This is a genomic window from Natronospirillum sp. (genome assembly GCF_022565775.1).
Taxonomy (GTDB): domain Bacteria; phylum Pseudomonadota; class Gammaproteobacteria; order Pseudomonadales; family Natronospirillaceae; genus Natronospirillum.
Genome location: NZ_JAIUMC010000003.1, coordinates 23,227 through 39,064, shown reverse-complemented (window position 1 = coordinate 39,064; position 15,838 = coordinate 23,227). Strand labels below are relative to the sequence as shown.

At 60.1% G+C, this 15,838-nt stretch carries 10 protein-coding genes; 4 read left to right on the top strand and 6 right to left on the bottom strand.

From position 1 onward, the window contains the following. Together LAT62_RS01730 and LAT62_RS01725 are read right to left on the bottom strand one after the other, a co-directional pair. A complete protein-coding gene (locus tag LAT62_RS01730) occupies nucleotides 1-1,296 on the bottom strand; it encodes an HD-GYP domain-containing protein (protein WP_293377985.1) in 1,296 nt (431 codons plus the stop codon). A gap of 119 nt (nucleotides 1,297-1,415) precedes the next feature. Beyond that, on the bottom strand, nucleotides 1,416-1,784 hold the full coding sequence (locus tag LAT62_RS01725) for a DUF3024 domain-containing protein (RefSeq protein WP_293377982.1): 369 nt from the start codon (nucleotides 1,782-1,784) through the stop codon (nucleotides 1,416-1,418). A 62-nt stretch (nucleotides 1,785-1,846) separates the two neighbouring features. Between LAT62_RS01725 and rapA the strand changes: the two genes are divergently transcribed. Genes rapA through LAT62_RS01705 form a run of 4 tightly spaced genes read left to right on the top strand, consistent with a single transcriptional unit; the run spans nucleotide 1,847 to nucleotide 7,041 of the window. Then, nucleotides 1,847-4,717, top strand: a complete 2,871-nt coding sequence (gene rapA, locus LAT62_RS01720) for an RNA polymerase-associated protein RapA (RefSeq protein ID WP_293377979.1) — start codon at nucleotides 1,847-1,849, stop codon at nucleotides 4,715-4,717. A 1-nt stretch (nucleotide 4,718) separates the two neighbouring features. Next, nucleotides 4,719-5,351 (top strand): LysE family translocator, encoded by a 633-nt coding sequence (locus LAT62_RS01715; RefSeq protein ID WP_293377976.1) that lies wholly within the window; start codon nucleotides 4,719-4,721, stop codon nucleotides 5,349-5,351. Between the two features lie 36 nt (nucleotides 5,352-5,387). Next, nucleotides 5,388-5,993, top strand: a complete 606-nt coding sequence (locus LAT62_RS01710; RefSeq protein ID WP_293377973.1) for a hypothetical protein — start codon at nucleotides 5,388-5,390, stop codon at nucleotides 5,991-5,993. Nucleotide 5,994: 1 nt separating this feature from the next. Then, nucleotides 5,995-7,041 (top strand): DUF5924 family protein, encoded by a 1,047-nt coding sequence (locus LAT62_RS01705; RefSeq protein WP_293377970.1) that lies wholly within the window; start codon nucleotides 5,995-5,997, stop codon nucleotides 7,039-7,041. Nucleotides 7,042-7,059: 18 nt separating this feature from the next. On the opposite strand, the gene LAT62_RS01700 is transcribed toward LAT62_RS01705, so the two are convergent. The 4 genes from LAT62_RS01700 to LAT62_RS01685 all read right to left on the bottom strand — a co-directional run bounded on the left by LAT62_RS01700 (nucleotide 7,060) and on the right by LAT62_RS01685 (nucleotide 15,824). Continuing rightward, nucleotides 7,060-7,542 carry an N-acetyltransferase gene (locus LAT62_RS01700; RefSeq protein ID WP_293377967.1) on the bottom strand — a complete coding sequence of 161 codons (483 nt, stop codon included), beginning with the start codon at nucleotides 7,540-7,542 and terminating at the stop codon, nucleotides 7,060-7,062. Nucleotides 7,543-7,585: 43 nt separating this feature from the next. Further along, nucleotides 7,586-11,530 carry an ATP-dependent RNA helicase HrpA gene (hrpA, locus tag LAT62_RS01695; protein ID WP_293377964.1) on the bottom strand — a complete coding sequence of 1,315 codons (3,945 nt, stop codon included), beginning with the start codon at nucleotides 11,528-11,530 and terminating at the stop codon, nucleotides 7,586-7,588. A 60-nt stretch (nucleotides 11,531-11,590) separates the two neighbouring features. Further along, on the bottom strand, nucleotides 11,591-13,249 hold the full coding sequence (locus LAT62_RS01690) for an AMP-binding protein (RefSeq protein ID WP_293377961.1): 1,659 nt from the start codon (nucleotides 13,247-13,249) through the stop codon (nucleotides 11,591-11,593). 178 nt (nucleotides 13,250-13,427) lie between these two features. Beyond that, a complete protein-coding gene (locus LAT62_RS01685) occupies nucleotides 13,428-15,824 on the bottom strand; it encodes a vWA domain-containing protein (protein WP_293377958.1) in 2,397 nt (798 codons plus the stop codon). Nucleotides 15,825-15,838 lie beyond the last annotated feature (14 nt).

The following is a 15,838-nucleotide window of genomic DNA, read 5'->3' as shown; positions in this document are numbered from 1 at the left end:
TCAGAAGAAATCCATCATATTGACATGGGCAGGCAGGGCGGAGGGTTCCAGTGGTCGGTCGATGGTATCTTCTTCCAGCGGGCGGGACAGATCAACATCCTCGACCTCGAGAAAACGCTCTTTTTGCAGGTGATAGACCACCCGCACCACAGGCGAGGCCTGCTTGACTCTATTGGGCTGCACGACGATCCCGGCACGACCGGATTTGAGCGCGACCATGGTGCCTACCGGGTAGATGCTCATGCACCTGATGAACTGATAGACCATGGCCCGATCAAGTTCCTTGCTGCTCGATTCCACCAGTCGTTTCATGGCAACGGAAGGCGAAATACCCTTGTGATAGACGCGATCGGCGGTAATCGCATCATAGACATCGCAAATGGCGCCCATACGGCCGAACCGATCCAGCTGCATGCCCGCCAGGCCAGCCGGGTAGCCACTGCCATCCAATCGCTCATGATGCTGCCGGCAGATGCTCATGACTATTGGGTCGACACCGGACAACGACTTCAGATACTCATAGCCATATTCCACATGGCGCTTCATCTCTTCCCACTCATCGGGCTCCAGTCTGCCCGGCTTGTGCAGAATTTCATCCGGTACACTGATCTTGCCGATGTCGTGCAGAATGCCCCCGGCAATGAGCTTGCGGATGACATCATTCTCATAATTCAGCGATTTGGCGAGCAGACCCATCAGCACGCCTACATTCAGGCTGTGCTCCAGCAGGTATGTGTCTTTTTCTCGAATTCGGGTCAGGCAGGCAAAGCCGTTTTCGTTGCGAAACAATGAGCCCAGAATGCTGTCGGCTACGCCGTCGACTTCCTTGACGTCAAAGCTCTGCCCCATTTTGACCCGAGACATGACGGTATCGACCAGCTCCAGACCCCGCTCATGAATGGCAGACGCTCTTTGACGCTCGACTTCCAGCGGTACCTTGGGGGCTTTGGCTTTTGTGCTGGCAGAGCCGGACGATGCCACTTCAGCAGTAGCTGGTGCGCCTGGCGCACTGGTCTTGCCTGCATGCCGATTCTCCGTGCGCATCCGACGGGCTTCCCTGTCGCGCTTGATACGGTCCAACTGGTCATCTGTCAGGCGACGCGCCTCGGGCGCATCCAGGCCCTTGCCGGTGTCGATATACACTTCGGCCACACCCAGTTGGCGAATCCGCTCAATGGTCGACTGCTGGCTCAGCATGCCGGCACGGGAACGGTTCTTGCTCGGAATCCAGTATGCATTTTCCTCAGCAATGTACATGCCTATGCGAAGTGCGGACACCGGAATGACTTTTATCAAACTACACCTTCCTCATCAGTCCCAACCATTCCTGTCCCTGGACACGGCACCCAGTGTCCTGTCTGATTAATTCGACACTTCACTGAGCCGCCCTTCAGGCTCGAACAGTGTAGTAGAATTTACCAGAAAACGCCCTGTTCATCCTGCTCGATCAACGACAGGACACTGCCCAGACGCAGGCCTGAGCCCTCCGGATAAGCGACCCAGTGACCGCTGGAGCCTCGGAAATAGAGCGTCCACAGACCATCCGAGGCCCCTTTGATCAGCGCCACAGGCAGTCGTACCAGCCGATCGGCATGCACGGGATGCGGCTGGGCCTCGTAAAACTCTATGGTTCTTTCCCGAACCTGCTGGCGCACCTCTCCCGGACCGCGATAATGTTGCGGCACAACCGACGTCAGGAATTCCTGGACGACCTGCTCGATGCGCCGCTGCTCGAATTCGCTGGGCCTGTGGGAAATTCGTTTGAAGTCACCGTTTTCGATCACTACACTTCCGCCTCATTGCTGACTGCTGCAATCATAGATGAAATCCCGGAGTGATAGTACTGATGACCTTTAAAGCCGGCCAACGCTGGTTCTCGCAAACCGAACCGGAACTGGGCTTGGGGCTTATTGAATCAGTCTCTGGTCGACGGATCCAGATCCTGTTTCCTGCCACTGGTGATACCCGCGTTTACGCAGAAGACAAGGCCCCGTTGCAGCGTCATGTGCTGAAGCCCGGCCAATTGCTGGTGACCCGGGATGGCGAGCAGGCCACCGTGGCAGGCAGCGAAGAGCAGCAAGGCATTCTCATCTATCAGGTGACTCAACCGGATGGTGGGCTGGAGCCGATTCCTGAAATGCTGTTGGCCCCGGAATTGAACCTCAACAGTGCCGAGAGTCGACTCCTTTCGGCCCAGGTCAACCATTTGCACTGGTACCTGCTGCGTCGCCGGTTTCGGGAGCAGTATGCAGAATACCAGCGGCAGCCGGCCAGAGGGCTGCTGGGCGGCCGCCTGCAGCTCAACCCTCATCAGTACTATATCGCCGCAACCGCCACGCGCACCGGCCCACCCAGGCTGCTGCTCAGTGATGAAGTCGGCCTCGGCAAGACCATAGAAGCCGGGTTGATTCTGCATCGCCTGCTGGTCACCGGACAAGCTTCACGCGCTCTGATCATTGTTCCCGACCACCTGCTGCATCAGTGGCTGGTGGAATTGATTCGCAAATTTGATCTGCATTGTCCGATTTTCGACCCGAGCCGCCTGGCAGCGCTGGCCGAGGAGGACCCGGACAGCAACCCGTTTCTCAGTGCGCAACTGGCGCTGACGCCCTATTCTCTTTGGCATCAATCAGGATGCACCGAGATGGCCCTCGAAGCCGGCTGGGATTGTCTTGTCGTGGATGAAGCCCACCACCTGGATTTCAGCCAGGATACCGCCACACCCACGGCACAGGCCGTACAGCAACTGGCCGCCGCTACCGCGGGCGTTTTGCTGCTCACTGCCACGCCGGAGCAGGATGGCACTGCCGCCCATTTCGCCCGCTTGCATGTTCTGGACCCGGAGCGGTTCAGTGATTTCGGTCAGTTCGAACAGGACAATCTGCTATTGGCAGAGCTGGGCGAGGCGCTGGACGCTTTTCTCGCATCAGTCGGCAAGGGCTCAGCGAATCACGACCTGCTGAGCGCCTGGTGTACAGATCAGGAGGCACAGCAGCGTCTGCAGAAGGTCAGTGCTGCTGATACCGCTGAGGCGCAGGATGCCGCCATCGAAGCATTGGTGGCTCACCTGATCGATATCAGAGGCACCGGGCGCCTGCAGTTTCGCAACTCGCGCCGGCGCATCGACGACTTTCCCGAACGCCGCCTGCACAAGCACCTGCTGGACGCGCCACCTGACTATGACCCGGCAACTCCCTGGCCGGAAGCCTCCGTGACCGATTGGACCCGCGAAGACCCGCGTATCGACTGGTTGCTGGCCCTGTTGCGCGGCCAGTTGCCCGGTCACGAGCGGCCGGCCAAGGTACTGGTGATCTGCCATCTGCAAACCACCGCCAGCGCGCTGGAGCAGCATCTGCGCTTGCGCGAAGGTATTCTCACCGCGCTGTTTCACGAAGATATGGACCTGATCGAGCGCGACCGGTCAGCCGCCTGGTTTGCCCAACTCGAAGGCGGTGCACAGGTGATGATCTGCTCGGAGATTGGCAGCGAAGGCCGGAACTTCCAGTTTGCCCACACCCTGGTCTGTTTCGACCTGCCCCCGCACCCGGATCAACTTGAACAGCGCATCGGTCGACTGGACCGTATCGGCCAGACCCACGCCATCGATATCCATGTACCCGTGCTGGAAGATCTCCTGCAGGCCCAGTGGTTTCGCTGGTATGACGAAGCGCTGGCGGCCTTCACCCAAACCTGTGACATCGGCGACCGGGTGTTGCGCCAGGTCGCAGAGGCCGAAGCGGTGTCACTGCTGCCGGATCAGTCGCCCGCGCTGACCGATCTGGTGCCAGTGACCGGCGAGGCGCTGGACGCTCGCCTGCAGCTCAGTCGCAGTCTGGCTGATAAGGCGCGTCATCAAGCCGATCAGGGGCGCAACAGGCTGCTGGAGTGGCACTCTTTCAGGCGTGAAGCCGCCCAGGAACTGGTTGATGACATTGCCCGCTTCGAGTCTGCCCAGTCACCGGAGAACATTGTGCTGGAATTGCTGGACCACCTGGGTATAGATACGACCGATGAAGGCCAGGGCCTCTACCACCTGCAGCCCGGCGAACGTGTCATTCCCGACACACTCCCGGAAATGATCGAATCCGGCTGCCTGATCACCTTTCGCCGTTCGGTGGCCGTTAGCCGGGATGATGTGCGTTTTATCACCTGGGAACATGAACTGGTCGACTTTCTGCGCGAAACACTGGAACAGACCTGGCTAGGCAGCGCCGGGGTGACGCTGATCAAGGTACGCAGCCTGCCCAAGGGCAGTCTGTACCTGGAGACTGCCTGGCGACCACTGCTGCAGCATGCGAAGGCGATTCAGGCCAGTCGCTTTCTGCCGGAGGGACTGTTCCGCTGCGTGGTGGATACTCAGGGGCAGGATGTGACTCAGCCCTTCACCCAGATTGACCTGCGGGATCTGGAGCAGCGCCTGGACAAGACAACCCTGGTGGCCATTCTGCGCACCCAGGAGACCGTTATCGAGGAATTGGTGCAAACAGCTCGCACACTGGCAGCACCACGACTGGACGACGAGCGAGCGCAGGCAGCGCAGGCGGCGGCGGACCACTACGATCATGAACTGGCACGCCTGCAGGCCTTGCATGAGCGCAATGGCTTGGCAGAGGGACCACTGCTTCGTCACCTGGAGGAAGAAAAGCAGGCTGTACTGGCGGCCATTGCGCAGGCTGATCTGCACCTCGACAGCCTGCGCCTGATAGTGAGCGGCTGAGATGACGCTGGCACAATGGCTGTCGCTGGCCCTGATCTGTTTTCTCGGCGCGGCCACACCGGGCCCCAGCCTGATCGTGATGATGCGCATCGCCCTGGTCAGCGGCCGCATGCAGGCGCTGCTGGCCGCCTGGAGTCACGCCGCAGCCATCGGTTTCTATGCCGCCCTGTCGCTGCTGTTCTTCAGCAGTGCCCAGGCACTCGGCGGCCCCTGGTTTTGGAGTGTGGTCATTGCCGGCCAGTGCTGGTTGCTTTATCTCGGCATCAGCATGCTGCGCAGCGCCCTGGTTCCGGTGCACAACCCCGACGGAGAGGCCGCGGCCCCGGCATCGGCCCGGTGGTATCAGGGGCTGATTATCGGCCTGTTCAATCCCAAGATATGGCTGTTCTTTACCGCCGTTTTCAGCCCCTTTGTCGGTGATATTGACGTACACTGGTGGCTGCTGGCGCTATTGCCCTTTGTCATCGACGGAGCCTGGTACAGTCTGGTCGCCTGGGGCGTCAGCCGAGGTCCGCTGGCAGCAGGACTACAGCGCATCCAGCGCGGCTTTGAAGCGCTCATGGGGCTTTTGCTGACCGGCATCGCCGGCATGGCTCTGCTGGACTCGGTACCGCAACTCATGGGTACACTGTAATGCCCCACGAGCTCACAACAGATATGCCGCTGATTGATGATGACTGAACGACAACCCGTCCATGTGGTACGCCGCCTCAGTGTTGCGCTGGCAGCCCTGGTGTCCGCCGTTTTTGCAACGGTCGGCTTTCAGGTTCTGGGTCTCGACTTTCTGATCTTCCCTGGGGTCGTGCTGGGGCTGCATGTGTTTATGCTGTCCGCTTTCTGGCTGGACCTGCCCCGCTGGCGCGCCACCCTGCATCTGCTCATCAGTGTCAGCATTGTAACCGGTGGCTGGTATTTTGCCGTGCGTCTGTTTCTGGCGGCTTTTCAATTTCTCAACGCTCAAATCGCGGTGCCGGTGCGTCTGACCGACGTATCGGTCAACACCATCAGCATCGCCGCCATTGCCGGTTTCCCTGCGGGCTTGCTGGGCGGCCTGTCCGTGGGTCTGGCCTTGAGCAGCGCAACCTCCGACCGGATGCTGTGGCCGGTACTCGGGCGCAGCCTGCTGATGGGAGCGGTGGCTGGTTCCCTCTCGATGGTGGCCTACTATGCGGTCATGGGTGTGAGTTGGGGCAGATTTGCCGAAGCTGTGGCCCTGTTCTTTGTCTGGCAACTGCTGGTGCTGACCACGCTGTACAGTCTCTTCTGGAAGCGCTGATATGGGCAACATGAAGTCGGGCTGGCTGTACGGCCCCGTGCAGGCAATGCGCGGTCTGGTCTCTCTGATCATCAGGCTCTTGCGCCGCCACTCAGGGTTTATGGCGCTGCTCGGTTTCACCGCCGGCCTGCTCAGCTTCATTCTGGTGCAGCGGCAGGCGGATGCGTCTCGAATCATCGCCATCCTGATGCTGCTGACCTGGGTCTGGCTGCTGCTGGAAAAGCCCATCCGCCACCTGCTGGTGGTGCGTCTCGGCTTCAAGCTGTCGCCCTATGCCCTCAAGTTCGCGACCCAGATGGTGCACCAGGAAAGCCTGTTTTTTGCCCTGCCCTTTTTCTTCATCACCACCACCTGGGCCGATCCGCAAATGCTGTTCACGCTGTTGCTGATGACTGCAGCAGGGGTGTCCATCATCGATCCCATTTATCATCGCAAGATCGCCAGCAACCGCTGGTTGTTTCCGCTGTTCCATGGTTTCTCCATCTTTGCCCTGCTGCTTACTGCCCTGCCGATTGTGCTCAACCTGCCGACCTCGGACAGCTTTCTGCTCGCCCTGATCATTGCCGGGCTGGTGTCCACGCCCTCCATTACCCGCATGATTCAGAGCAGACGCTGGTGGGCCTGGCCGGGCAGACTGATCCTGCTGGGCACACTGGGTGCCTGGGGCTGGTTGCTGCAGCCCTGGGTGCCCCCCGCCACACTCTGGGTGACGGACATGACTTTCACACATCAAATCACCCCGGAGCGTGAGCCCGAAGACCGGCTGTTCAATGTGTCCGCTACTGCCATGCGTGCTGATGGCCTCTACGCGTTTACCGCTGTGCGGGCCCCTTTGGGGCTGCAGGAGACCATCTATCATGAGTGGCGCTACGACGGAGAAGTGATCGATGTGATTGCGCTGCAGATCAGTGGCGGACGTGAAGCCGGCTATCGTTCCTGGTCACGCAAACAGCACTTCCCTGAACCGTTGAAAGGCCGGTGGGACATCAGAGTCGTAACCGAGGGGGGTCAGCTCATTGGCCGCAGAACCTTTGTCGCCGGGCCGTGAAGACAATGGAACGGGACGCTACAGGGTCTGAAACATGACGTAGGCGTCGACATCCCCCTGCTGGGGATGACAGAAGGCACCGGGCAGAGTCCCGACAATGGCGAAGCCCAGCGACTCCCAGAGCCTGACGGCACCGCTATTGGTGGAGGCGACAAAGTTGTACTGCATGGCGCGATAACCCAGATCACGCGCCAGGTCCAGACTGTGCCGGCACAGCGTCGTGGCCAGGCCCTGGCCCCGCGCCGCAGGGGCCACAATATAGCCGCAGTTGCACACATGACTGCCCGGACCCGGCTGATTGGTTTTCAGGTAATAGGTCCCGAGGAGACCTCCCCCCTCCCCCTCAAAAACCAGTGTTTTTAGGGGGGTCTGAGTCCAGTATGCCCGGGCCTGGACTTCACTGATGGCGGGGTCCACGGCATAGGTGTCCCCGGTGCGAAACACCTCGTGCAACAGGGGCCACAGGGAAGGCCAGTCGGTGTCGCGGTAGTCACGTATCATCAATATGGTCCCCTTGGTCACGGCATCTGAGCTGGCGCCAGGCCTACAGTCTTTTCAGATCACTCCAGTAGTTCTCAAGCCGCTTGGCCGAAATGGTCTCGACGGTACCCAACTGCTGGGCAAACAGGGACACCCTGTATTCTTCAATGCGCCAGCGAAAATCTTCCAGTTCCGGACTGTACCGCTGCTCCTTGCGCAGCTTCTCTGCCTTGGCCTGGTAGCGGGTCCAGAAACTGTTCAGCTCATCGATAAACATCTGCTCGCGCGGCGACACGCCGGATGACCGGTCAAGGCGCACCAGCATGCCTTCCAGATAACGTTTCAGTTCATGGCGCCAGCGGCGCGGGGTCTGGCTGAAAAAACCCGTATAAACAACAGCTTCCAGCTGACTCTTGATGTCCGCATACATGAACGCCAGGGCAAAGTTCACCTTGCCCTTGAGCCGTTTGCTGACCTGATGCTTCAAGTGCAGAATCTCGTACAGCTCCAGCGCCAGCCGGTCACCGTGCTGGCTCAACTCGCCGCGCCCCGACTCCAGCACCTCGACAAACTGCTCTGGAGTACGAATGTCACAGTTGCCCTTGGCATCTTCAGCGACGGATTCCAGAACAATGGCCGTCAGCAGATCGTCTTTCAGGTCCCGCGCCTGGCCCTGGGGGGCAAAATACAGGGCTGTTTCCTTGAACTTTGGCAAGCGCTCGGCCAACCAGTCCAGTGGGTCGGCCAACCGAAAGCGCGCCAGCCTGGCCACGCCGAACACATGCTGACGGCGGGCATAGGTGGCATCCAGACACAACTCCACCGAGACCGAGTTCACCTTGTCGATCAGCGCTGGCCAGGTGGTGACGGTCATGCCCGCCTGCTTGACCCCCTGGGTTTCGGGCAGGGGACCGCAGGTCCAGTCCGTCATGCCGCTCTGCTCTACTTCACTGGTCTCTCGTTTGACCGGTTTCACCTCGACATGCGCCAACTGCTCACGCAACCGATCCAGATCACGGCCTTCGGCCAGGGTCTTGCCGGTTTCGTCGACCACCCGCACATTGAACTGGAGGTGCGGCTCCAGATGATCGCGCCGCCAGTCGTCAGGATCAATGCGCACCCCCTTGAGGCGGAAAATACGCTGGGAAAGCGCTTCTGTCAGGCCCATGTCACTGGCTTCCAGCCCTTCAAGAGCCCGGCGCACCGTGTCGGGCACCGGTACCAGCTGGCGCCGCACCGACTTGGGCAGCCCGCGCACCAGTGCAATGGCCTTCTCTTCCAGCAGCCCCGGCACCAGCCAGTCGAGCCGATCCTCCGTCAGTTGCCCCAGGGCTGCCAGCGGCACTCTGGCAGTCACACCGTCTTCCTGCTGACCCGGTGCAAACCGGTAGTCCAACGGGATGGCCAGGCCGTTATGGCGAAATTCGTCCGGATAGTCCTGCTCTACCGCGCCCGGTTCATTCTGCCAGACGATGGATTCGTCGAAATACAGGACATCGGGCTGCTCCCGCTCCGCATCGCGACGCCATTTCTCGAAGCCCTTGCCGTTGACGATGTGGTCCGGAAGCCGGGCATCGTAGAAACTGAACAGGGCCTCGTCGTCGACCTTGAGGTCACGCCGTCGCGTCTTGTCTTCGACCGTCTCCACCGTTTCCAGCAGCGTTTGATTGTGCTGAAAAAACGGGGCCTGAGTCTGATACTGTGCCTCGACCAGGCCCTGACGAATAAACAGCTCTCGTGCTTCCTGCGGATTGATGGCGCCATAGTTGACCTTGCGGCGGGCGACAATCACCAGGCCATACAGCGTGACCTGCTCCCAGGCCATAACCTGCGCCCGCTTGGCGACAAAGTGCGGCTCGGCCCAGGTGCGCTTGACCAGATGCGGGGCCAGTGCCTCGCACCAGGCCGGATCAATACGGGCTGCCATACGGGCGTACAACTGGGTGGTCTCCACCAGTTCCGCTGCCATCAGCCATTTCGGCGGCTTTCGATACAGCGGTGAGCCCGGAAAAAGAATGGCCCGCCGACCCCGCGCGGCAGTATATTCCTTGCCCTCCTTCCACTGGGCGATCTGGCTCAGCAGACCCGCCAACAGCGCCTGGTGCAAGGCATCAAAGTCAGCCGCAGTGCTGTTGAATGTCAGGCCGATGTCACGACACATCAGGCGCAGTTGTCGATGCACTTCACGCCATTCGCGCATGCGCAACGCATTCAGATACTCGCGCTTGCAGAACTGGCGCAACTGGTTGCTGCCCAGCGCCTGCCGCTGCTCCTCGTAGCGGTGCCACAGGTGAATCACGGTAGCAAAATCGGAATCCTTGTCGTTGTCCTGCGCATGTTTCTGCTGCGCCTGGGTCTGCTTGCCTTCCGGACGTTCGCGCGGATCCTGTATGGCCAGAAAGGAGACCGCAATCAGCGCCTCTTCCAGGCTGCCATACTCGTGGGCCGCCAGCAGCATGCGCCCCAGTCTCGGGTCGACCGGCAGCCGCGCCAGTTGCCTGCCCAGCGGCGTAATGCGCTGCTCGTCATCCACCGCCTGCAGTTCGTGCAGCAGCGTATAGCCGTCCTTGATCTGCCGACTGTCGGGCGGGTCGATAAACGGGAACGCATCAACCTGACCCAGCCGGAGATTGAGCATCTGCAGAATCACCGCCGCCAGATTGGTACGCAGTATTTCGGCATCGGTGAACTCCGGGCGCTGTGCGAAGTCTTCCTCGCTGTAGAGGCGCACGCAGACGCCGGGCGCAATACGCCCGCAGCGACCGGCCCGCTGATTGGCCGAGGCCTGAGAGATGCCTTCTATGGGCAGTCGCTGCACCTTGGAGCGCGGGCTGTAGCGACTGATGCGGGCCACCCCGGTATCAATGACATAGTGAATGCCCGGCACGGTAATCGAGGTTTCCGCCACATTGGTCGACAGCACCACCCGCCGGCCCTTGCCGGGCTGGAACACGCGCTGCTGCTCGCCGGCGCTGAGACGAGCATAGAGCGGCACGACATCCAGATGGGGCACGTTGGCATGCCGCAGAGCCTGAGCGGTTTCACGGATATCCCGTTCGCCGGGGAGAAACACCAGAATGTCGCCCCCCTTCTGCGGGGTGGCTCCGGCACGCTCCAGTTCGGCAATCTCTTCCACCGCGGCCACAATCGCCTCGGGCCCACCTGCCGCATAGTCCTCATGCTCGACGGGCGGGCGATACAATACATCTACCGGATAGGTTCGGCCGGTGACCTCAAAGACCGGTGCGCCGCCAAAGTGCTGCGAAAACCGCTCGACGTCGATGGTCGCCGAGGTAATGATCACCTTGAGGTCCGGCCGCTTGGGCAGCAATTGCTTCAGGTAGCCGAGCAGGAAGTCGATGTTCAGCGAGCGCTCATGGGCCTCGTCGATAATCAGGGTGTCGTAACGATTGAGAAAACGGTCATGCTGCGTCTCGGCCAGCAGAATGCCGTCGGTCATCAATTTGATCTGCGTCGTCGGGCCTGTGTCGTCGGTAAAGCGAACCTGATAGCCCACCTGCTCACCCAGCGGTACTTTCAACTCTTCGGCAATACGGGTAGCGACCGAGCGGGCAGCCAGCCGTCGGGGCTGGGTATGGCCGATCAGGCCCCGCTGACCGAGTCCGGCCTGCAGACAGATCTTGGGCAGTTGGGTGGTCTTGCCCGAGCCGGTTTCGCCGGCCACGATGACCACCTGATGCTGCTCGATGGCAGTACGGATGGCTGCGGCCTCGGCACCGACCGGAAGTGTCTCGTCCACCTTTGCCTGTGGCGTGTTATCGCGTCGACGCGCCACGGCCTGCAGGCTTTGCTCGGTAGCGTCCAGCCAACGCTCGAAATCGGCACGAATATCCCTGCCCTGACGGGCCTCCTTTTCCAGTCGCGCCAGACCACGTTCCGTCTGATGACGATCTCGTGACTGCACCAGGTGGATCAGTTGGCGGGCCTGTACCCAATCGGGGCGAAAAGTGGACGCAGAGGATTCGGAGGATGCGGATGATTCAGACATGCGGGGGATTATAGGACACCGGCCCCTGCAGGGGCCAGGTATCCTGTCTGGTTAATGTGGCTACTGCGGACGCAATTCGCGGCGCAGCACCTTGCCCACCGGTGTTTTCGGCAGCTCATCACGACGCTCGAACTGACGCGGCACCTTGTAGGCCGTCAGCTCGGCGCGACAGTGCTCGGTCAGTTCCTTGTCGGAGACTTCCTTGTTGGTCACCACAAAGGCCTTGACCGCTTCTCCGGACTTTTCATCAGGTACGCCGATCACGGCGCATTCAACCACCGCCTCGTGGCGCACCAGGGCATCCTCGACCTCATTGGGGTACACATTGAAACCGGATACGACCACCATGTCCTTCTTGCGGTCCACGATGCGCATGTAGCCGTCTTCCTGAATCACGGCGATATCACCGGTCATGAACCAGCCATCCTTGTCGATCGACTTGGCGGTTTCCTCCGGACGATTCCAGTAGCCCCGCATGACCTGGGGGCCGCGCACGCACAGTTCGCCCGGCTCGCCCAGCGGTTGCGGCTCTCCAGTTTCATTAATGACCTGGACTGCGGTAGACGGTGCCGGGATACCGATGGTACCCAGTTGCGCATGCCCGGGCGGATTGAACGACACCACCGGTGATGTCTCGGTCAGCCCATACCCTTCACTGATACCGCACCCGGTCATTGTCTGCCAGCGTTCGGCCGCATTGCGGGTCAGCGCCATACCGCCCGAGATGGTCAGTTTCAGGGGGCTGAAGTCGAGCTTCTGAAAATCTTCATTGTTCATAAGTGCGACAAACAGGGTGTTCAGACCCGCAAACCCGGTGAAGCGCCACTTGCCCAGTTCCTTGACGAAACCGGGAATGTCCCGCGGGTTGGGAATCAGCACATTGTGGTTGCCTGTCTCCAGCACCACCAGACAGTGCACCGTGAAGGCATAGATATGATAGAGCGGCAGCGGCGCGACAAAAGTTTCCTTGCCAGGCACCAGTGCCAACTTGAAAAACTCGTGACACTGCAACATGTTGGCGATCAGGTTGCGGTGGGTCAGTTCGGCGCCCTTGGCCACCCCCGTCGTACCACCGGTATATTGCAGTACCGCCGTATCCTCGATAGAGCGGGTGACCGGCTTCCAGGTGCTTCGCGCACCGGCGGCCAGGGCCTCGCGCAGCGGCTTGACCTGACCTGCATCATAGGCGGGCACCATCTTCTTCACCTTCTTGACCACGGTATTGACCAGCAGTCTTTTCAGCGGCGGATGGAAATCCGCAATCTCGGTACACAGTATCTGCTCGATGGGTGTCTTGGGTTTGACCCGGATCGCCTTGTCGGCCATACCCGCATACACCACCAGCAGGCGCGCACCGGAATCATTGAACTGGTGCTCCATCTCGCGTTCTGTATACAGCGGATTGGTATTAACCACGACCAGGCCGGCGCGCATGGCACCGAAAACAACCACCGGGTACTGCAGAATATTGGGCAGTTGTACGGCGATCCGCTCACCGGGTTCAAGGTCTGTATGGTTCTGCAGCCAGGCGGCGAAATCACCGCTCATGGCATCCAGTTCGCCGTAGGTCAGGGTTTTTCCCATGCAACTGAAGGCGGGCATGTCTGCGAACTCACGCAGGCTCTTGTCCAGCAGTTGTGTGACTGACTGATAGTTGCCGAGGTCAATGGTTGCACTCATACCCTCGGGATAGCTCACGTCAGGCTGTGTACTGGCCATGGTGTCTCCTGTTGTTATCGGTTGAAGCGGTTACATTGCGCTCCAGTCTAGGGGGTTCGCGCCGACAGGTGAACCCTGTGGGCACTCTGACCGAATATTCAGTGCCGTAAAACAACAATGCAGGCCTGTAGCCTGCATTGTTGAATCCGAGTCGGGACAATGGTCAATCGGTAGCGGGTCAGTTCTTGTCCTTGTCGCCTTTTCCTTTCTGATCGGAATCGTCTTCATCGACAAGGGTGTCATCCAGCATGTCGTCAATTTCGTCATCACTGAGATCAAACTCATCGTCGGCAAACGGATCATCCTGATCAAGTGGATCCACCTGGTCCGGTTCACTGGAGCCTTCGGGAGCCGGAGGTGGTTTTTTCTCACCTTCATCCGCTTCATCATAGGCCTGCTCCATCTCGGCCCAGTCGGCTTCCGAATCCTTTTCCTTTGCCGCGTCGTCCAGCGAGTCGTCACTGGTGATGCCCAGTGACTGCAAATCAAAATCTTCATCCAGCACGGAGATGTCATCTTCTTCCCCGGCCGGCTCACTCACCGTCGGAATGTCTTCGGCTTTTGCCGCGGCGGTTTTTTCCTTTTTCTGCAGCTCCTTCTCCAGTTGCTCATCGGCCGAGCCCTTGCCATCCGTCTCGGCAAGCATAGCCTGCTCGGCTTTCGACAACTGGTCATGAAGGCGCGGATCATCGCCCGTTCGTCCGCCGCCGAAGCGCCGATAGAGGGCATAGAAGATCAGCACGAAGGCCAGACCACTGCCCGCGGCAATGGCATACGGCAGCCAATCAAACGGATCCGAGGCCGGGCCTGCAGGTTCATCAAGATCAGGAACGGTTGCCGGCTCCTGTGTTGGAGCAACAGGCTCGGGCTCGGGTTCGGGTTCCGGTGCCGGAGCAGGCTCGGGCGCAGGTTCGGGCTCGGGCTCAAGCGCCACCTCCGGCTCTGTGGGCTCTGTCAGATCATCCAGTGCAGGTACCGGTGCCAGTTCGGGTACGGGTTCAGGCTCGGGAACGGGCGCCGTGGTGGCGACCGAAACCGGCATGCCCGCCTCACCGGGGAAGGTCAGATTCACCGGCGCCACATTGACGCCACCCGTCCAGCGGGTTGAGCCGGTGAACTGGATGTCGATGTCGGCCTCGTACTGTCCTTCACCGGCAAAGGGTTCCACTATGAGCGACCAATGGCCGGCCTCATCCCGGGTAAAGGTCTGCAACCGGCTCTCGCCGCCCGGTCCCGTGACCTCGGCGATAATTCGGGCAACCTCCTGTGGCAGGTCAGGTACATTGGGGTACAGCCTGATCTCATATTCATTCTGCTCTGCAGACACTTCCGCGCTGACCGGCTGGCGCACATTCAGCGTGAATACCCGCCGCCGCTCAAAGCTCTGGCCGTCAACCGTTACCGCCAGTTGATAGGTACCCGCCTCGGCCGGCATGGTCAGCACGCCCGAAAATTCAGGGGAATTGCGCAGCAGTGGGGTCTCCGCCACGACCTCATTGTTCTTGCGCAACTGTGCATTCATGGTCAGCAGATCAAGAAAATCGCTGTCGGTGACCTGCCCTTCCGCGTCATTGAGAATGGCGCGCAACGGGACCTCTTCGCCCGGACTGACATTCAAGGGTACAGAATCGACCTGCAAACTCAGCTCACTGACCACCGTCACCCGGGACTGGGGCGTCAGGTCGCCTTCAATACGCCATTCGCCGGCAGAGGGGGTACGAATGGTGATCACATCATAGTGTTCCGCTTCTACCCACTGACTGTGCGGCGGCGGATTTTGAGCGTCGTAGGTCTCACCGGAAGGGCTGATCAGACGCAATGGGGAATCACCGCGATGGAAGATGGCAGCGGTCATTTCACTGATGGTGCTGTCGATCAGAAAGGTCTGGTCTTCAGCTATACCGACTTCTTCCTGGGCCCCCAGTGAGATGTTGAGAATCTGCATGAACAAACCGAGCAGATCCTCCGGACGCTGGGCTACCGCACTGATGCCGCCGGTCTGGCTGGCCAGTTGCTCCATGAAGGTGTGATCCATCGAATCCGACAGGGCAATGGTATGGATGGTGCTGTTGTGTTCGCGCAGGCGGGGAACGATTTCCTGCAGTATGCGGGCTCTTTCGGCGCGGCTGGCGGCGGCATCGGGCTCAATGTCGACGCGACCATCACTGAGTAGGATATAGGTCTTGGGACGATAGCCGGTGCTCCACTCCAGATCAAAACTGGCCGTTTCAAAGGCGCCACCGATGTTGGAATTGAAACCCGGGTTCCCGATTTCAAGCGCCCGGGAGCGAGCGACCTGCCGCCAACCCTGATTGACGGTGCCATAGGGCACCAGCATGTTGACGTAGCGACCAAAGGTCCACAGCCCTGATCGACTGCCCTCCGGTATCAGTTCAAACAGCAGATGAGCGGCAGGAAGGCGCAAATTGCCCGGGTCATTGTCAGCCATGTCACTGGAGACATCGACCAGTATGCGCATATCGAGCGGCGGGTCCTGAGTCTGCGCCAGCAGCGCCCCAGGCAGGGCCAGGGGCAGCACCAGGCAAAACAGCACCAGTATCCGGACTGCCTTCATCTGCGTCTAAACTC